At 72.4% G+C, this 17,348-nt stretch carries 16 protein-coding genes; 9 read left to right on the forward strand and 7 right to left on the reverse strand.

Annotation, left to right across the window (positions count from 1 at the left end; genetic code table 11):
* Positions 1-10: 10 nt before the first annotated feature.
* From D7193_RS14250 to D7193_RS14270, 5 genes are all read left to right on the forward strand, one after another.
* Positions 11-1,768, forward strand: coding sequence for a DEDD exonuclease domain-containing protein (locus D7193_RS14250; protein ID WP_120779951.1), 1,758 nt, complete (start codon positions 11-13; stop codon positions 1,766-1,768).
* A gap of 130 nt (positions 1,769-1,898) precedes the next feature.
* On the forward strand, positions 1,899-3,692 hold the full coding sequence (locus D7193_RS14255; RefSeq protein WP_120780404.1) for a RelA/SpoT family protein: 1,794 nt from the start codon (positions 1,899-1,901) through the stop codon (positions 3,690-3,692).
* A 42-nt stretch (positions 3,693-3,734) separates the two neighbouring features.
* Positions 3,735-4,277 carry an NUDIX hydrolase gene (locus tag D7193_RS14260; protein ID WP_120779952.1) on the forward strand — a complete coding sequence of 181 codons (543 nt, stop codon included), beginning with the start codon at positions 3,735-3,737 and terminating at the stop codon, positions 4,275-4,277.
* A 2-nt stretch (positions 4,278-4,279) separates the two neighbouring features.
* Positions 4,280-5,149 carry a nucleotidyltransferase family protein gene (locus tag D7193_RS14265; RefSeq protein WP_377456354.1) on the forward strand — a complete coding sequence of 290 codons (870 nt, stop codon included), beginning with the start codon at positions 4,280-4,282 and terminating at the stop codon, positions 5,147-5,149.
* Between the two features lie 34 nt (positions 5,150-5,183).
* On the forward strand, positions 5,184-5,471 hold the full coding sequence (locus D7193_RS14270) for an Lrp/AsnC family transcriptional regulator (protein ID WP_120779953.1): 288 nt from the start codon (positions 5,184-5,186) through the stop codon (positions 5,469-5,471).
* 208 nt (positions 5,472-5,679) lie between these two features.
* On the opposite strand, the gene D7193_RS14275 is transcribed toward D7193_RS14270, so the two are convergent.
* The 5 genes from D7193_RS14275 to ctaE form a co-directional block, all read right to left on the reverse strand.
* Positions 5,680-6,375: a DUF4142 domain-containing protein gene (locus tag D7193_RS14275; protein WP_120779954.1), complete on the reverse strand. Its 696-nt coding sequence runs from the start codon at positions 6,373-6,375 to the stop codon at positions 5,680-5,682.
* A gap of 354 nt (positions 6,376-6,729) precedes the next feature.
* On the reverse strand, positions 6,730-8,358 hold the full coding sequence (gene qcrB, locus D7193_RS14280) for a cytochrome bc1 complex cytochrome b subunit (RefSeq protein ID WP_120779955.1): 1,629 nt from the start codon (positions 8,356-8,358) through the stop codon (positions 6,730-6,732).
* Complete coding sequence (gene qcrA / locus D7193_RS14285) at positions 8,355-9,443, reverse strand: cytochrome bc1 complex Rieske iron-sulfur subunit (RefSeq protein WP_120779956.1); 1,089 nt, start codon at positions 9,441-9,443, stop codon at positions 8,355-8,357. The genes qcrB and qcrA overlap by 4 nt, the downstream gene beginning before the upstream one ends.
* Positions 9,444-9,510: 67 nt before the next feature.
* Positions 9,511-10,347, reverse strand: a complete 837-nt coding sequence (gene qcrC / locus D7193_RS14290; RefSeq protein WP_120779957.1) for a cytochrome bc1 complex diheme cytochrome c subunit — start codon at positions 10,345-10,347, stop codon at positions 9,511-9,513.
* Between the two features lie 71 nt (positions 10,348-10,418).
* A complete protein-coding gene (gene ctaE / locus D7193_RS14295) occupies positions 10,419-11,018 on the reverse strand; it encodes an aa3-type cytochrome oxidase subunit III (RefSeq protein ID WP_120779958.1) in 600 nt (199 codons plus the stop codon).
* 108 nt (positions 11,019-11,126) lie between these two features.
* Between ctaE and D7193_RS14300 the strand changes: the two genes are divergently transcribed.
* The 4 genes from D7193_RS14300 to D7193_RS14315 all read left to right on the forward strand — a co-directional run bounded on the left by D7193_RS14300 (position 11,127) and on the right by D7193_RS14315 (position 15,122).
* The gene (locus D7193_RS14300) at positions 11,127-12,113 is read left to right on the forward strand and encodes a cytochrome c oxidase assembly protein (protein ID WP_120779959.1); all 987 of its coding nucleotides are present in this window, start codon (positions 11,127-11,129) and stop codon (positions 12,111-12,113) included.
* A 170-nt stretch (positions 12,114-12,283) separates the two neighbouring features.
* Positions 12,284-12,679, forward strand: coding sequence for a response regulator (locus tag D7193_RS14305; RefSeq protein WP_120779960.1), 396 nt, complete (start codon positions 12,284-12,286; stop codon positions 12,677-12,679).
* An 85-nt stretch (positions 12,680-12,764) separates the two neighbouring features.
* Positions 12,765-13,811: an anthranilate phosphoribosyltransferase gene (gene trpD, locus D7193_RS14310; RefSeq protein ID WP_120779961.1), complete on the forward strand. Its 1,047-nt coding sequence runs from the start codon at positions 12,765-12,767 to the stop codon at positions 13,809-13,811.
* A gap of 1,107 nt (positions 13,812-14,918) precedes the next feature.
* Entirely contained in the window at positions 14,919-15,122 is a 204-nt protein-coding gene (locus D7193_RS14315; RefSeq protein ID WP_120779962.1) for a hypothetical protein, read from the forward strand.
* Between the two features lie 715 nt (positions 15,123-15,837).
* Here D7193_RS14315 and D7193_RS14320 read toward each other — a convergent pair.
* Both D7193_RS14320 and ctaC read right to left on the reverse strand, forming a co-directional pair.
* The gene (locus D7193_RS14320; protein WP_120779963.1) at positions 15,838-16,263 is read right to left on the reverse strand and encodes a cytochrome c oxidase subunit 4; all 426 of its coding nucleotides are present in this window, start codon (positions 16,261-16,263) and stop codon (positions 15,838-15,840) included.
* 10 nt (positions 16,264-16,273) lie between these two features.
* Positions 16,274-17,245 (reverse strand): aa3-type cytochrome oxidase subunit II, encoded by a 972-nt coding sequence (gene ctaC / locus D7193_RS14325; protein WP_120779964.1) that lies wholly within the window; start codon positions 17,243-17,245, stop codon positions 16,274-16,276.
* Between the last annotated feature and the right edge of the window lie 103 nt (positions 17,246-17,348).

A 17,348-nucleotide genomic window follows, 5' to 3' on the forward strand; every position in this document is an offset into this window, starting at 1 on the left:
CGTGCCGCGGATGGCACAGGCGGAGTACGTGCAGCAGGCCCTGGCCGGTCTCGACACCATCCCCGGCGGCGGCGTCGACCCGGCGCTGCCGCTGTACGCGACCACGTTCGTGGTGGTCGACCTGGAGACCACCGGCGGCGCCCCCGACGGCGGCGGGATCACCGAGATCGGCGCGGTCAAGGTGCGCGGCGGCGAGGAGCTGGGCGTGCTCGGCACCCTGGTCAACCCGGGGCAGCCGATCCCGCCGTTCATCACGGTGCTGACCGGGATCACCCAGGCCATGGTGGTGCCCGCCCCGCCGATCGAGCAGGTGCTGCCGAGCTTCCTGGAGTTCATCACCGACGCCGTGCTGGTGGCGCACAACGCTCCCTACGACGTCGGCTTCCTCAAGGCCGCCTGCGCCCGCCACGGCTACCGCTGGCCCAACCCGCGGGTGCTGGACACCGCCGCGCTGGCCCGCCGGGTGCTGACCCGGGACGAGGTGCCCAACCGGAAGCTGGGCACCCTGGCGGCCTACTTCCGCACCGCCGTCCAGCCCACCCACCGGGCCCTGGACGACGCCAGGGCCACGGTCGACGTGCTGCACGCGCTCATCGGCCGGCTCGGCGGGCACCGCGTGGAGACCGTCGGCGACGCCATCGAGTTCGCCCGGGCGGTCACGCCCACCCAGCGCCGCAAACGGCACCTGGCGGACGGGCTGCCGAAGGTTCCCGGCGTCTACATCTTCCGCGCCGCCGACGACCGGCCGCTCTACGTGGGCACGTCCGGGGACATCGCCACCCGGGTACGCAGCTACTTCACGGCGGCCGAGAAGCGGGCCCGGATCTCGGAGATGCTCGCGGCCGCCGAGCGGGTCGAGGCGGTGGAGTGCGCGCACTCGCTGGAGGCGGAGGTCCGCGAGCTGCGGCTGATCGCCGCGCACGCCCCGCCGTACAACCGGCGGTCGAAGTTTCCCGAGCGGATGCTGTGGCTGAAGCTCACCGACGAGCACTACCCGCGGCTGTCGGTGGTCCGCGACCTCTCCCCCACCGACCACGCCTACCTCGGGCCGTTCACCTCGCGGCGGGCCGCCGAGCAGGCCGCCGCGGGCTTCCACGACGCGGTGCCGCTGCGCCAGTGCACCCACCGGCTCTCGCTGCGTACCGTCACGCCGGCCTGCGCGCTGGCCGAGCTGGGTCGCTGCCCGGCGCCCTGCGAGCACCGGATCACCCCGGAGGCGTACGACGAGCGCGCCGCCGCGCCGTTCCGCACCGCCACCGCCGACGACCCTCAGGTGGTGGTGGACGCGCTGCTGGCCAGGATCGAGGTGCTCTCCCGCGACCAGCGCTACGAGGAGGCGGCGGTGGTCCGCGCCCGGCTGGCGGCGGTGCTGCGGGCCGCGGTCCGGATGCAGCGGCTGGCCGCGCTCACGGGAATCGCCGAGCTGGCCGCGGCCCGCCCCGCGGCACGGGGCGGGTGGGAGCTCGCGCTGGTCCGGCACGGCCGGCTGGCCGGGGCCGGGGTGTCCCCGCCCGGTGTCCATCCACGACCGACGCTGGCCGTGATCCGGGCCACCGCCGAGACCGTGACGGCCGGCCACGGCCCGGTCCCGGCGGCGACGGCCGAGGAGTCCGAACGGATCCTGTCCTGGTTGGAACGTCCGGAGACGCGGCTGGTCGAGATGTCGTCCGGTTGGTCGTCGCCGATCCGTGGCGCGGCGCGGTTCCGCGACCTCCTGGCCAAGGCCGAGGCCGCCGCGTCCCACCAACTCTCGACCGAACGCTCATGACCAACTGACCGATCGGACTACGTCGACTCCCTTAGGCTGTTAGAGAAGTGCAGTCCTGCCCGATTCGTGGGCCTGCTCCCGGTTGCCGGTCGCCCGGTGGCCGCGGGGCCGGGGTGAGGAGGTGTCCCTCGTGGACGTCGACGCCGGACACGGCGCCGCCCTGGGGGGCGCCCTTCCGACCCAGCCGGGCGAGCTGCCGCTGACCCGCCGGCTCCGGTCGTTGCTCGCCTGGCCGACCGCCGAGACCGACCCGGTCAGCCACCTCGTCCGCACCCACCGCGGCATCCACGCGGGCGCCGACCCGTCGGTGCTGCGCCGGGCGTACACCATCGCGGAGAACATGCACCGCGGTCAGTTCCGCAAGAGCGGCGAGCCCTACATCACCCATCCCCTGGCCGTCGCCCAGATCTGCGCCGACCTGGGGATGGACACGACGACGCTGGTGGCGGCGCTGCTGCACGACACGGTGGAGGACACCCGCTACACGCTCCAGGCGCTGCACGAGGACTTCGGCCGCGAGGTGGCCCACCTGGTCGACGGCGTCACCAAGTTCGACAAGGCGTTCTACGGCAAGGCCGCCGAGGCCGAGACGATCCGCAAGATGATCATCGCGGCCGGCCGGGACGTCCGCGTCCTGATCATCAAGCTGGCCGACCGGCTGCACAACATGCGCACCCTCGGCGTACGCTCCGCCGCCTCCCGCGAGCGGATCGCCCGCAAGACCGAGGAGGTGCTCATCCCGCTCTGCGACCGTCTGGGCATCCAGACCCTCAAGCGGGAGCTGGACGACGTGGTGCTGCTGCACCTGCATCCGGAGGAGCACGCCCGCATCGCCCGGCACGTGCACGACCGGCCCGGCTGGGACGCGTACCTCGAGGACGTGGTCGCGCAGGTCCGGGTGGCCCTGCGCCGCAACCGGGTCGACGCCGACGTGAGCCCCCGCCCGCGGCACCTCTACTCGATCTGGAAGGACACCGTGGCCGGCGGCCACAGCAGCCCGTACGACCTGCCGCGCATCGCCATCGTGGTGGACGGCCCGGCCACCGACTGCTATGCCGCGCTGGGCTCCGTCCACGGGCTCTGGCGCCCGGTGCCGGGCCGCTTCAAGGACTACATCGCCTCGCCGAAGAACAACCTCTACCGCTCCCTGCACACGAGCGTCTGCGGCCCGAAGGACCGCACCGTCGAGGTACTGATCCGCACCGAGGAGATGCACCGCTCCGCCGAGTACGGCATCGCGGCCGACTACCGCTTCCCCCGCGCGGGCGGCGGCGCGGCAGCGGCGCGCGACGAGCAGCTGGCCTGGCTGCACCGGGTGCTCGACTGGGAGCAGGACGCGGCCGACCCGGCCCAGTTCCTCGAGTCGCTGCGTTGCGACCTGTCCGAGTCACAGATCCAGGTGTTCGCCGACGGGCGCCAGGTCGTGCTGCCCGCCGGCGCGACCCCTGTCGACCTCGCGTACGAGCTGGGCACCGACCGGGGCGACCACTGCCTCGCCGCCCGGATCAACGGCCGGCTCGCACCGCTCTCCTCCGAGCTGGAGGAGGGCGACGTGGTGGAGATCTTCACCGAGAACGACGCCGACAACGGCTTCGAGGCCGAGACCGCGCCGCGCGGGCCGCGCCGGGAGTGGCTCGGCTTCGTGAAGTCCCCGCAGGCGCAGATGCAGATCAACCGCTGGTTCGCCGAGCACACCGAGCCGGGCATCTCGATCAGCGACAAGGTACGCCTCGGCCGCGCCACCATCGGGCTCGCCCTGCGTCAGCACAACCGCGGGCTGGCCAGCGACCTGCCGCTGCTGCGCCTCTCCGAGGAACTGGGCTACCCGGACCTGGAGACGCTGCTGGTCGCGGTCTTCGACCGGGTCATCGAGCCGGACGAGGTGGTCCGGCAGCTCATCGACCTCGTCGACCACCGCCAGTGACCGCCGGGCGCGAGCCGCACTCGTGCCCACTAGCCTGGAGCCATGATCCCCCGCTCTCGCGCCACCGGCCGGGCCGTCGCCTACCAGGTCTTCTACCGGCTACCGCTGCCGTTGCGCCGCCGCCTGGTGCGGCTGGCCGTGCCGAAGTACATCGTCGGCGCGGTCACCCTCGTCCGGGACACGGAGGCGGAGGGCGCGGGCCGGCTGCTCCTGCTCCGGCAGCCGCCCGGCCACAGCTGGACGCTCCCGGCGGGGCTGCTGCAACGCGGTGAGTCGCCGGTCGTGGGCGCGGCCCGCGAGCTGCACGAGGAGACGGGCATCCGGCTGGCCCCCGCCCGGCTGCGCCCGGCCGTGCCGAACGCCGTGGTGCACGCGAAGGGCTGGGTCGACTGCGTCTTCGAAGTCGAGGTGCCGGCCTCCACGACCGAGCTGACGGTCGACGGCGCCGAGGTCTACGAGGCCGCCTGGCACCCGCTGGACGACCTGCCCCGGCTGAGCTGGCCGACGGCGCGGCTGCTCGCGTACTACGGGATCGGCCCGCTGGTGGGGCAGTTCCCGCCGCCGGTGCCGGACGCGGAGCGGTGAGCGTGTCCCCGGCCGGCGCGGGCGACGTCTGCGCGGTGGTGCTCGCCGCCGGCGAGGGGACACGACTGCGGCCGTTGACCGAGCGGCTGCCCAAGGCGCTCTGCCCGGTCGGCAACGTGACGCTGCTGGACCGGGCGCTGGCCCGGCTGGCCGGCCTCGGCCTGGCGGGGCCGGACCGGGTCGCCGTGAACGCCTGCTACCTGGCCGGGCAGGTCGTCGCGCACGTGGGCGACCGGGCCCACCTGTCGGTCGAGCCGGGTGACCCGCTGGGCACCGCCGGCGGGGTGGCGAACCTGCGGGACTGGATCGCGGGCCGGCCGGTGCTGGTCGGCAACGCGGACGCGTACCTGGCCGACCCGGCCGCCGCCCCCGGCCCGGACATCGCGGCGCTGCTGGCCGGCTGGGACGGCCACGAGGTACGCCTGCTCGGTCAGCCGGCCGCCGACCCGTCGGCGCCCGGCACGTTCGACGGGCACGCCTTCACGGGATTCTCGTTGCTGCCGTGGCGCCTGGTCCAGGACCTGCCGCCCGGCTTCGGCGACCTGGTACGCGCGGTCTGGCGGCCGGCCGAGGCGGACGGGGCGCTCACCGTGGTCCCCTTCCCCGGCACGTTCTACGACACCGGCACCCCGGCCGACTACCTGGCGGCCAACCTGCACGCGGCCGGCGGCAACCTGGTGGACCCGGCCGCCACGGTCACCGGCCGCTCCCGCGACTCGGTGGTCGGCGCGGGCGCCACCGTACGCGGCGAGGTCGTCCGGTCCGTCGTCTGGCCGGGCGCGAGCGTCGCCGCCGACGAGCGGCTGTACGAGGTGATCCGGGCCGGCGACGACCTCACGGTGCCGGCCGCCCGGTCATCCGCGAGGATCTAGCATTGGACGACGCCGACGAACGGAGAAATGCCCCGTGATCACCGCGATCGTGCTGATCGACTGCGCCACCGACTCGATTCCCGAGGTGGCCGAGACCTTGGCCAACCTTCCCGGCGTCAGCGAGGTCTACTCGGTGGCCGGGCACGTCGACCTGATCGCCATCGTCCGGGTGCGTGAGTTCGACCAGATCGCCCAGGTCATCGCCGGCAGCATCTCGAAGGTGCCCGGCGTCATCAACACCGAGTCGCACATCGCGTTCCGGGCGTACTCCCAGCACGACCTGGAGGAGGCGTTCGCGATCGGCCTCGCGAACGCCGACTGACATCCAGCCCGGCTCTGCGCCGGCCGCCGCCGCGATCGGGGCCGAACCTGCTGCCAGCCCGCGCCGTGCGGGGCCGGTCCTGCGGCAAGGCCGGCGCCGTGCGGGGCCGGTCCTGCGGCCGGCGGGCGTCGTGCGGGGCCGGCGGAGGCCCTGGACAGCCGACGGCCGGCCCATCCCGTGGATGGACCGGCCGTTTCGCTGCCCGAGGTCAGCTCTGACCCGGTGCCGGCGACTCGGTGGTGCCGCCGCCGCCCGGAGCCGGCGACTCGGTCTCGGTGCCGCCCGGAGCCGGCGACTCGGTCTCGGTGCCGCCCGGAGCCGGCGACTCGGTGCCGGTGCCACCGGGGCTCGGCGTACCGCTGGCGCTGGCCTGCGGGACCGGGATGCCCAGCTGCTGGGCCAGCTGCACGAGTTCGTCGTAGTGCGCCTGGAGCGTCGGCAGCGCGGTCTGCGCCAGCTGGATCACCGACTGCTCGGAGCCCTGCGAGATCTCCGTCTGGGTGGCCTGGATGGCCTGGACGTGACCGGCCAGCTGCGCCGTCACCCACTCACGGTCGAAGTTCGCCCCGCTCGCGTTGTTCAGCCGGTCCAGCACGGACTGCTGGTCCGCGTTCGGCCCGTTGGGCAGCTGCACGTTGAGCTGCTGGGCGGTCTGCTGCACCGTCTGGTCCAGCTGCGTGTGGTCCGTCACGAACATCTTGCCGAGATCCTTGACCCGCTGGTTCTGGCCCTTCTGCTGGGCCAGTTCGCCCGCCGTGATCTCGAACAGGTTGACCTGGTGAATCGCCTGCAGGTACTGCGTGTCCTGCGACGACGGTTGCGCCGCGGCCTGCGCCGCGGCGGCCGGTGCGACACCCACCACCACCAGCGCGGCCAGCAGGCCGAGACGTTTGATACCCAACATGCTTCCCCCCCTTGAGACGTTGGACCGCGCACGGATACCCGACTCACCGGGGTTATTCCTGCGATCCCCGCCTGCCAGGGGACGGCCGGGTCAGGTCCCGCCGTCCCGCTCCGGACGCTGCCGGTGTGCCGGGAGCGCCCGAACGGGCCGCGGCGGGGCCGGTGTCGACCGTACGGGCCGCACGGGGCCTACGACGGCCGGACGGGCTCAAGGGGCCCACGGCCACTGGACGGGCCGGAAAGGGGCGCGCGGTCCCCGGACGCACCGGAAAGGCGCGCCGGAGACCGCACGGGGCGGAAACGGACGTGGCGCCCGCCGGGTTACCGGCGGGCGCCACGTCGAGGCGGGTCGGGGTCAGCGGCGCGACTCGCCGCTGCCGATCTCCTCGCGTTCCGGTCGCGGCTCGACCGGCGGGTGCCCCGGCGAGACCGGCGCCTCGGCCGGCTTCTCGATCGGGTAGAAGAAGCCCCGGACAGCCGGGCCGAGGGCGCCGAGCCGGTTCATCTTCTTCGGCACGACCCAGCCGGTGTACTCCAGCTCGCCGTGGCCGTCGCCGTGCGGGGCCGCGCTGAGCGGCTGGTGCACCTCGACGAACCGGCCGTCCGGCATCCGCCGGATGATGCCGGTCTCCACGCCGTGCGCGAGCACCTCCCGGTCGTGCTGCTGCAGACCGAGGCACAGCCGGTAGGTCACGTAGTACGCGAGCGGCGGCACGATCAGCAGGCCGATCCGGCCGGCCCAGGTCATCGCGTTCAGGCTGATCTGGAACTTGTCCGCGATGACGTCGTTGGCCCCGGAGAGGGTCAGCACCACGTAGAACGAGACGGCCATGGCGCCGGCCGCGGTCCGGGCCGGAACGTCCCGGGGCCGCTGGAGCAGGTTGTGGCTCTTGCGGTCCTTGAGATGCCGCGCCTCGAGGAACGGATACAGCGTCGACAGGCCCACCAGGATGCCGGGTAGCACGACCGTCGGCCAGAACAGCGGCGGGATCACGTACCCGTCGCCGATCGGGATGTTGATCTGCCAGGCCGGCATGAGTCGGGTCGAGCCGTCCAGGAACATGACGTACCAGTCCGGCTGGCTGGCGGCCGAGACCACCCACGCCTCGTACGGGCCGAACAGCCAGATCGGGTTGATCTGGAACAGACCGCCCATCAGCGCGATCACGCCGAAGACGACCATGAAGAAGCCGCCCTGCTTGATCGCGTACCGCGGGAACATCCGCTCGCCGACCACGTTGCCGTTGGTCCGGCCGGGGCCGGGCCACTGGGTGTGCTTCTGCTTGAAGACCAGACCCAGGTGGACGCTGATGAGCGCGAGCAGCAGCGCCGGGATGAGCAGCACGTGGGCGATGAAGAACCGGCTGATGATGATCGTGCCGGGGAACTCCCCGCCGAAGATCGACGAGGTGACCCAGGAGCCGATCACCGGGATGGACAGCATGATCGCCGAGGCGATCCGCAGGCCGGTGCCGGAGAGGCCGTCGTCCGGCAGCGAGTAGCCGGTGAAGCCGGCCAGGAAGCCGACCCAGAACAGCAGCGAACCGATGATCCAGTTCGTCTCACGCGGCTTGCGGAACGCGCCCGTGAAGAACACGCGCAGCATGTGCACGACGATCGCGGCCATGAACAGCAGCGCCGCCCAGTGGTGCATCTGCCGCATGATCAGCCCGCCGCGGACCTCGAAGGAGAGGTCCAGGCTGGAGGCGTACGCCGCGGACATCGGCGTGCCGCGCAGCGGGGCGTAGCTGCCGTCGTAGACCACCTCGGTCATCGACGGCTCGAAGAAGAAGGTCAGGAACGTACCGGTCAGCAGCAGCACGATGAACGAGAAGAGCGCGATCTCACCGAGCAGGAACGACCAGTGGTCCGGGAAGACCTTGTTCAGCAGCCGGCGCAGCGGGGTGGCCACCTGGAAGCGGTCGTCCAGTGCCACCGCGGAATTGCCCGGCACCGCCGCCAGGTCGAACTTACGACGCTTCATGGCCGCTCCCAGAAGTCGGGCCCGACGGTCTCGGTGTAGTCGGACTTCGCCACGAAGAAGCCCTCGGAGTCCACCTCGATCGGCAGCTGCGGCAACCGCCGGCTGGCGGGGCCGAAGACTGGCCGGGCGTTGTCGGTGATCAGGAACTGCGACTGGTGGCACGGGCAGAGCAGCCGGTTGGTCTGCTGCTCGTAGAGGCTGGCCGGGCAACCCGCGTGCGTGCAGATCTTGGAGAACGCCGCGTAGTTGCCCCACATGTAGTCGCCGTGGCCGACCCGCTCGTTGGCCTTGCGCGACTCCTGCGCGTCGGAGTCACGCAGGTGGATCAGCAGCGTCGGCGAGTCGGCGTGCCGGTTGCTCACGCCGTGCTCGACGCCCGGGAAGACGGTGAGCTGGCCGCCGGCGCTGATGTCCGACGGGCGCACCGGCCGGCCGTCCTCGCGGATCAGGCGGATCTTCTGGCCGCCCTCGGCCGGGGCGAACCCCGTGGTGAACATCTGGTTGTTTTTGTGCGGGTCGGAGATCAGCCCACCGACCAGCGGCGCCGCCGCGACCGCGCCGACCGGCGCGAGACCCAGCAGCAGCGAGGCGCCCAGCAGCGGGCGGCGCTTCACGCCCAGCTCGTCGGCCATGTAGACCATGGTCTGGCCGGTGATGGTGCGCTCGTCCTCGGCGACCGCGCCCTCGTGCCGGTCCTGGATCGAGACCTCCTTGGGCAGCAGCTTCTTGCCCCAGGCCAGGATGCCGAAGCCGACGCCGAGCAGGGAGAGGCCGAGGGTGACGCCGAGCAGCGGCGTGAAGTACTTGTCGCTGCCCCGGCCCGGCGCGTACTCCCACGGCCACCAGATGTAGATGACCAGGAAGGCGGTCGCCAGCAGGCCGGTGAGCAGGAAGAGCCCGGCGACCAGCCGGACCAGCCGACGCTCGGCCTTGCTGCCCGCCACGACCTGCGGCTCGTAGTGGACGATCTCGATGTCGTCCCGGCGGGCGCCCTCGCGGACGATGTCGAAGCGGGTAAGCCCGGGGGTGTTCACGTCGAGCGGCTCCCGACCCTGCTGGGCCTGGTGCTCGGTGTGCGTGCTCATGCCGTCACCTCGTTACCGGCGGTGCCACGCCGCGGCACCACAGCACTGAATCGAATGGTCCGCCCGGTCACGACTTGCCTGCAATCCACAGGCTGGCGAAGACCAGCGCGACGATGCCGACCAGGAAGATCGCCAGGCCCTCGGTGGAGGGGCCGTACCGGCCGAGGTTGAAGCCGCCCGGGTCCTGGTCGTGCTTCAGCGTCTCCTGGATGTAGGCGATGATGTCGGCCTTCTGGTCCGGGCGGAGCTGGTTGTCGCCGAACACCGGCATGTTCTGCGGACCGCTCAGCATCGCGGCGTAGATCTGCCGGTCGCTCGCCGGGCGCAGGCTCGGGGCGAACTTGCCCGAGGAGAGGGCGCCACCGCCACCGCCGAAGGCGTGGCACTGCGAGCAGTTGATCCGGAACAGCTCGCCGCCGGCCGCGACGTTGCCCTCCTCGTGCAGGTTGTCACCCTCGGGCACCACGGGGCCGCCGCCGAGCTCCTGGATGTACTGCGCGAGCTGGCGGGTCTGCTCGTCGGTGAACAGCGGGGGCTTGCGGTGCGCCTGGGCCTCCTGCCGGGCCAGCGGCATCCGGCCGCTGCTGACCTGGAACTCCACCGAGGCCGCGCCCACGCCGATCAGGCTCGGGCCGCGTCCCTCGACACCCTGCGCGTTGCGACCGTGACAGGTCACACAGCTCACGTCGAACAGCGCCTTGCCCTCGGCGGCGGCGCCGCTCAGCGGGGCGCTGTCCTGCGCCTGAGCGCCGGGGGCGAAGAGGGTGTACGCGCCGCCGGCCAGCGCCAGCGCGGCGAGCAGCCGGACCGCGGCACCCAGCCGGCGGCGGCCCCTGCTGCGCGCCGCGGGCCGCCCACGCAGCCGCGCGAGCAGACCGCGTGGGCGGTCGTTCTCAGAAGTCATGACCTGTGTCCTTAACCGGTTGGACCTTACTCAGGGGACGGGGCAACGGCGTGGTTCGTGACGCGCCAAGATCACTGGAGCCAGTAGATCATGAGGTAGAGCCCGATCCACACGACGTCGACGAAGTGCCAGTAGTACGACACGACGATCGCCGACGTGGCCTGCGCCGGCGTGAACCGGCCCATCGTGGTGCGGATCATGAAGATGATGAAGGCGACCAGACCGCCGGTCACGTGCAGACCGTGGAAGCCGGTGGTCAGGTAGAACATCGACCCGTAACCGTCTTCGTTGATCTTCACACCCTCGTGCACCAGGTTGCGGTACTCGTTGAGCTGACCGAGTACGAAGATCAGCCCCATCACGAAGGTGATCGTGAACCAGCGCCGCAGCGCGTGCACGTCACCCCGCTCAGCCGCGAAGACACCGAGCTGGCAGGTCACCGAGGACAACACCAGGATCACCGTGAAGGTGGTCGCGTACGGGATGTTGAGGATCTCGGTGTGCTTCTCCCACTGCTCCGGCGCCGCCGCGCGGATGGAGAAGTACATCGCGAACAGCGCCGCGAAGAACATGAGTTCGCTGGAGAGCCACACGATCGTCCCGACGCTGACCATGTTGGGTCGGGTCAGGGAGTGGATCCGGCTCTTGTCAATGGCTGGGGCCGCAGTCACGCGGTCATTATTGCCCCTGACCGGCGTCGGCGATCAGCGGGGTGGCAAACCGGTGGTCCTGGTGGCCCGATCGTGGAGGTCCGGTTCGCCTGGCCTAGCCTGAAAAGCGTGCTGCACGTCGATCCGATCTTCGCCGCCACCTCGGCCGTCCCGTCGAGCGTGGCCGTCACCACCCCGGCCGGCCCGTCGGTCCTGGCCGCGGGCGGCGAGAGCGTCCCGCCACCGTTCAGCGTCAGCGCGCTGGTGACCGGGACCCGGCTGGACAGCTGGCTGGCCCTCGGGCTGGTCCTCGCCGCCGGGCTCTACCTCTACGGCGTGTACCGGCTACGGATCCGCGGCGACCGCTGGCCGGTGGCCCGGACGGTCTTCTTCCTCGGCCCCGGCCTGGGCGGTATCGCGCTGGTCACCGTGAGCGGGCTGCACGCGTACGACACGACGCTGCTGAGCGTGCACATGGTCCAGCACATGGTGCTGTCGATGGTGTCGCCGATCTTCCTGGCGCTGGGCGCGCCCATGACGCTGGCGCTGCGTACGTTGCCGCAGGCGCCCCGCAAGAGGCTGCTGGCGATCGTGCACAGCCGGATCGCCCGCGTCTACAGCTTCCCGCTGGTGGCGTTCGCCATCTTCGTGGTCAACCCGTTCGTGCTCTACTTCACCGACCTCTACCGGTACACGCTGGAGCACGCCTGGGCGCACGAGCTGGTGCACGCCCACTTCATCATGACCGGCTGCGTGTTCTTCTGGCCACTGCTCGGCCTGGACCCGCTGCCCGGCCGGTGGCCGTACCCGGCCCGCGCGCTGCTCATGCTGCTGTCGGTGCCGTTCCACACCGTGCTCGGGCTCACGATCATGCAGAGCAGCACGCTCTTCGGCGGCGACTGGTACCCCTCGCTCAACCTCGGCTGGGCCGACCCCTGGGACGACCAGGTGCTCGCCGGCGGCATCCTCTGGGCCGGCGGGGAGTTCGTCAGTGTGACCATGCTCGCCGTGCTCGTGGTGCAGTGGGTCAAGCAGTCGGAGCGGGAGGCCCGCCGGATCGACCGCGAGCTGGACCGCCAGGAGGCCCGCCAGCGCGCCGCCGAATCCGCGGCCTGAGCTGCCCGGACGCCCGCCCCGCCGGCCGGCGCCGGGCGGGATGTCGGGTGCGTCACGCCGACCGGTACGATCAGCGGGCAGTACGAGGTGGGAGCCAGTCCAGCCATGAGCGAGCGCAGCGAGCGAACGACCATGCCTCATGGCGGCACGGAGCGAAGCGGAGTGTCGGCATGAGCGATCGTCAGTGCACCGTCCTGCTCTACAGCGACGACCCGAAGGTCCGTGACCGGATGCGGCTGGCCGTCGGCACCCGTCCGGCGCCGGGCCTGGAGCTGGAGTTCGTCGAGGCCTCGACGTACGACGAGGTCGTACGCCTGGTGGACGACTACGAGATCGACCTGCTGCTGCTCGACGGCGAGGCGTCCCCCGGCGGCGGCATCGGCATCGCCCGCCAGATCAAGGACGACCGGGACGACGCTCCCCCGACCTGCGTGGTGATCGCCCGCGCCGCGGACCGATGGCTCGCCGCGTACGCCGAGGTCGACGCCACCCTGGTGCACCCCCTCGACCCGGTGACCACCGGCACCACGGTGGCCGAGCTGCTGCGGACGCACGCACCCGCCTGACGTCCCCCGCTCCGGCACCGCCACGGCGCCGGACCCTCCGGCGCCGGTTCATCCCACCCTCATCCGCACGCTCGGGAGGCCCGCGATGGGCGATCGGACCTGGCCGCACCTGCTCAACACGCTGCTACGTGGCGACGAGCTCTCCACCGCCGACACCGCCTGGGCGATGGGCGAGATCATGGCCGGCTCCGCGACCGGGGCGCAGGTCGCCGGGCTCGCCGTGGGGCTGCGGGCCAAGGGTGAGACCCCTGCCGAGCTGGCCGGGTTCGTCGAGGCGATGCTCACCCGGGCGGTGCCGGTCGCGCTGCCCGAGGAGGTACGGGCGACCGCCCTGGACGTGGTCGGCACCGGAGGCGACCTCGCCCACACCGTCAACATCTCCACCATGGCCGCCATGGTGGTGGCCGGCGCCGGCGTACGCGTGGTGAAGCACGGCAACCGCGCCGCCTCGTCCTCGTGCGGCACGGCGGACCTGCTGGAGTTCCTCGGCGTACCGCTCGACCTCGGTCCCGAGGGGGTGGCCCGCTGCGTGACGGAGGCCGGCATCGGCTTCTGCTTCGCGGCCCGGTTCCACCCCGGCATGCGGCACACCGGGCCGATCCGGCGCGAGCTGGGCGTACCCACCGTGTTCAACTTCCTCGGCCCGCTGAGCAACCCGGCCCGGCCGCGCGCCGGCGCGGTCGGTTGCTTCGACCCGCGGATGGCCCCCGTCATGGCCGCCGTGTTCGCGGCCCGGGGCGACTCGGTGCTCGTGATGCGGGGCGAGGACGGGCTCGACGAGTTCACGACCGCCGCGCCCACCCGGGTCTGGGCGGCACAGGGCGGCACCGTCCGCGAGGCGACGCTCGACGCGGTCGACCTGGGAGTGCCCCGGTCCACCATCGGCGACCTGCGGGGCGGCGACGCGGCCTTCAACGCCGACGTGGCGCGCCGCGTGCTGGCCGGTGAGGCCGGCCCGGTGCGGGACGCCGTCCTCGTCAACGCGGCGGCGGCACTGGCCACGCAGGGCCCCCTGGACGGCGACCTCACCGAGGCGCTACGTGCCGGCATGGCCCGCGCCGCCGAGTCGATCGACTCCGGCGCGGCGGCCGCGACCCTGGACCGCTGGATCGAGGTCGCCCGGGCGATCTGACGCGCGGGTCTCTTGGGCGCGGCTCTCGCGCTCTTCCGCGAGGCTCTTGGGCGGGGCTGTTGCGCGTGGCTCTTCACGGGGCTAATGGGCGGGCTCTTGCGCGCGCTCGCGCGCGGGGCTCTTGGGCGGGCTCTTGCGCGGGGCTCTTGGGCGGGCTGTTGCGCGCGGCTCGCGCGCGAGGCTCTTGGGCGGGGCTGTTGCGCGCGGCTCTTCGCGGGCTAACGGGCGCGGCGCTTGCGCGGGGCTCTTGAGCGGGGCTCGGCACCGGCTGCTCGCCGGATCCCGGTGATGCTCGACGGCCCGGTCGGCGTGGCGGCCGGTCTGGTGCCGGTCGTGCCCCAACCGGAGGTGACTCCTCGCGCATGATCGACTCGACTTCCTTGAAGTCGCGCTCTCAAGACGGGCGGGACACCGCGACTTCCTGGAACCCGAGTCGATCAACCGCCTCGGCGGGCCATGATCGACACCAGATCGCCGGAATGGCGGTGTCCGACGCGCCGGAACCCCGCCGCATCGCCGAAACGGAGTCGATCACGCTTGCGCCATGCGTGGCATCGGCAGTCGCGGTCTCGCCAGCCGGCTACGCCCGGTCGTCCGGCGCGGCGGGTGGGCGAACGCCCGGTCGGCCGGTGTCACGTGCCGCGCCCACCCGGTGGGCGGTGCCTGCCCCGTGGGCGACGCCTACCCCGTGGGCGGTGCCTACCCGGTGGGCGGTGCCTGCCCCGTGGGCGACGCCTACCCCGTGGGCGGTGCCTACCCGGTGGGCGGTGCCTACCCCGTGGCGACGCCTACCCCGTGGGTCGCCTGCCCAGTTGGCAGTGCCTGCCCAGTGGGTGCACGAGGCGCGGGTTGAGGCGTCGGATCGGTGCCGGGCCGTGCCGGAGGCGTCTGCTCGCGCATGATCGACTCGACTTCCTTGAAGTCGCGCTGTCGAGACGGGCGGGACACCGCGACTTCCTGGAACCGGAGTCGATCAATCGGCTCGGCGGGGTGCCACCCCGCCCGCGGCAGCGGTCCTGTCGGTGGGGCGTGCCAAACTACACGGGAGTGATTCAGCCACCGCCACGGCGGCACCGCCGGCGGTCGGGAGCGCGAGAGGAGACGCCCGTGACGGACCGCGAGCTCTACTGCGACGTTTGCGAGGGCGTGCAGCCGTTCGAGGCGCCGCCGTGCGCCGACGGCCACGGCGCCGACTGCCCCGAGCTGATCTGCACCGGGTGCGGCGCCGCCGTGCTGATCGCGACCTTCGCCTTTCACGCTCCCCGGCTCCGCGCCCGCCCCCGCCCGCCGGCCCACCGCCGCGCCGCCTGAGGCGACCCGACCCCGCGAGCTCCGCGTCACCACCGCCGGCCGCGCAGCCCGCATCCCCGACGCCCCTGGGCCACCGCCGCCCGCGTCACCACCACCGGCCTGCGGCGATACTCCCCCGGCCGCCTGACGCGACCCGACCACCCGCCGGCCCACCGCCTGACCCGACCCCACCCGCCGGGCCCCGCCGCCTGACGCGACCGCCCCCGCCGCGCATCACCACCTCCGGCCGTGCAGCGAGCGTCCCCGGACGCCCCTGGGCCACCGCCACCCCGCGTCACCACCACCGGCCGCGAAGCGAGCATCCCCAACGCCCGGACCACCGCCGTCCCACGTCGCCAACTGTGTGCGGCGAGCGTCCCCACCGCCCCCGCCTACCACCGCCTGACCCGACCCGAACACCCGCCGCCGCCCGTCGCCCGGCCGGCGGGCGCAGCGAGCATCCCCAACGCCCGGGCCACCGCCGCCTAGCGTCACCACCGCCAGCCCGGCGGCGAGCGTCCCCTGCCGGCTCACCGCTGCGCCGCCTGACGCGACCCGACCACCCGCCACCCCGCCAGCACCGCCTGACCCGACCCCACCACCGCCGCGCCGCCTGACGCCCCCCGACGAACGCCCGGCCCCGCGCAGCGAGCATCCCCGCCCGCCCCCTCACATGACGAAAAGGCCCGCCTCCATCAGGAGGCGGGCCTTCGTCGTGGTCCGGTGTACGCCCGGGTCAGTGCTCCGCGGTGCGCCGCGTACCGCTGTAGTACTCGAACAGGAGCCCGCAGGCGGCGAAGATGACGGCCACGAGGCCGGCGCCGAGCAGCCAGAACTGCCAGAACACCAGGCCGAGGCCGGCCAGGGCGGCGGCGAGCGCCAGCCCGAACGGCCAGTAGCTGCCCGGGCTGAAGAAGCCGATCTCACCGGCGCCGTCGGCAATCTCCGCGTCCGCCCGGTCCTCCGGACGGAGGTCGATGCGGCGGGAGACGAACCAGAAGAAGCCGCCGCACATCGAGCAGAGCAGGAACGACAGCAGCAGGGCCACGGTGCCGACCCACTCGATGCTGCCGCTCTCACCGGCCGTCCAGGCGCCGTAGAGGATGGTCGCGCCGGCGAGGAACGTCGCGATGACGAGGAAGATCTTCCACTCGGTCTTCATGCCCGCTCCCTCAGCTTCCCGAGCCGGCCGGAACGTCGTCCGGGTTGAAGTTGCTCTGCGTGCGCCGGGTCTCGAACGGCTTCGTGGTCTGCGCGTACGGGTCCTCGCCGATTGCGCTCAGCGCCTCCTGCGTGGTCTTGCCACCCTGCTTGGCCGCGAGGAACTGGTCGTACTTCTCCGGCGACACGACGCGCAGCTCGAAGTTCATGAACGCGTGGTACGTGCCGCAGAGTTCCGCGCACCGGCCGACGTAGGCGCCCTCGGTCTCCAGGCTGGAGACCTCGAACACGTTGCGGATCTTGCCGGGGAAGACGTCGCGCTTGAACAGCAGCTCCGGCACCCAGAACGAGTGGATGACGTCCCGGCTGGTCTCCTCGAACCGGATGGACCGGTTGGTCGGCAGCACCAGGATCGGGATGACCTCGCTGGTGCCGAGCGTCGAGGCGACGGTGTTGGCGTCCCGGCCCTGGCCGTCGCGGTAGTTGAACTGCCAGTTCCACTTGAAGGCGACGACCTCGACGGTGACGTCCGGGTTCTTCGTCGTCTTGTTCACGTCCGTCTGCACGACCGCCGTGTAGTAGAACAGCACGGAGACGACGAGGATCGGCGCGATGGTGTAGAGGAACTCCATCGGCATGTTGTAGCGGGTCTGCACGGGCAGGTCGTTGCCCCGCTTCCGGTAACGCACCACGCACCAGAAGATCAGGCCCCAGACGAAGATGCCGACCGCGAGCGCCGCGATGCAGGACGCGATCCACAGGTCGTACATCCGGCGGGACTCGGCGGAGATCCCGCCCTGCGGCCAGCCGAAGCCGTGGAACGTCGCGCCGACGTCACAGCCCGTGAGCAGGACGAGCAGCGCCGCGCCGCCGAGACCGAGCCCGGCGATCCGACCAGCACCACGCCGCCGGCGCCCGCCGGCTCCTGGGGAAGCGCTGTGCCGTACGGCCGACGGCCGTACCTCCGAACTCCTTGCGACCACCTGGTCCTGCCTCCCTAGCGCGCCGCGGTGTCTGTCTTGTCCTGCCGGCCTCCGACCTGCGGAGCGACAGCACCGGCGGCAAAGGCGTCACCGACGGTCGCAG

It is taken from the genome of Micromonospora costi (genome assembly GCF_003626655.1).
GTDB classification, from domain to species: domain Bacteria; phylum Actinomycetota; class Actinomycetes; order Mycobacteriales; family Micromonosporaceae; genus Micromonospora; species Micromonospora costi.

Excerpts from the sequence above, each read along its gene's own strand:
- D7193_RS14250 (WP_120779951.1), top strand. The coding sequence starts at position 11 with ATGGCACAGGCGGAGTACGTGCAGCAGGCCCTGGCCGGTCTCGACACC.
- D7193_RS14260 (WP_120779952.1), top strand. The coding sequence starts at position 3,735 with ATGATCCCCCGCTCTCGCGCCACCGGCCGGGCCGTCGCCTACCAGGTC.
- D7193_RS14275 (WP_120779954.1), bottom strand. The coding sequence starts at position 6,375 with ATGTTGGGTATCAAACGTCTCGGCCTGCTGGCCGCGCTGGTGGTGGTG.
- qcrB (WP_120779955.1), bottom strand. The coding sequence starts at position 8,358 with ATGAAGCGTCGTAAGTTCGACCTGGCGGCGGTGCCGGGCAATTCCGCG.
- qcrA (WP_120779956.1), bottom strand. The coding sequence starts at position 9,443 with ATGAGCACGCACACCGAGCACCAGGCCCAGCAGGGTCGGGAGCCGCTC.
- qcrC (WP_120779957.1), bottom strand. The coding sequence starts at position 10,347 with ATGACTTCTGAGAACGACCGCCCACGCGGTCTGCTCGCGCGGCTGCGT.
- D7193_RS14305 (WP_120779960.1), top strand. The coding sequence starts at position 12,284 with ATGAGCGATCGTCAGTGCACCGTCCTGCTCTACAGCGACGACCCGAAG.
- trpD (WP_120779961.1), top strand. The coding sequence starts at position 12,765 with ATGGGCGATCGGACCTGGCCGCACCTGCTCAACACGCTGCTACGTGGC.
- D7193_RS14320 (WP_120779963.1), bottom strand. The coding sequence starts at position 16,263 with ATGAAGACCGAGTGGAAGATCTTCCTCGTCATCGCGACGTTCCTCGCC.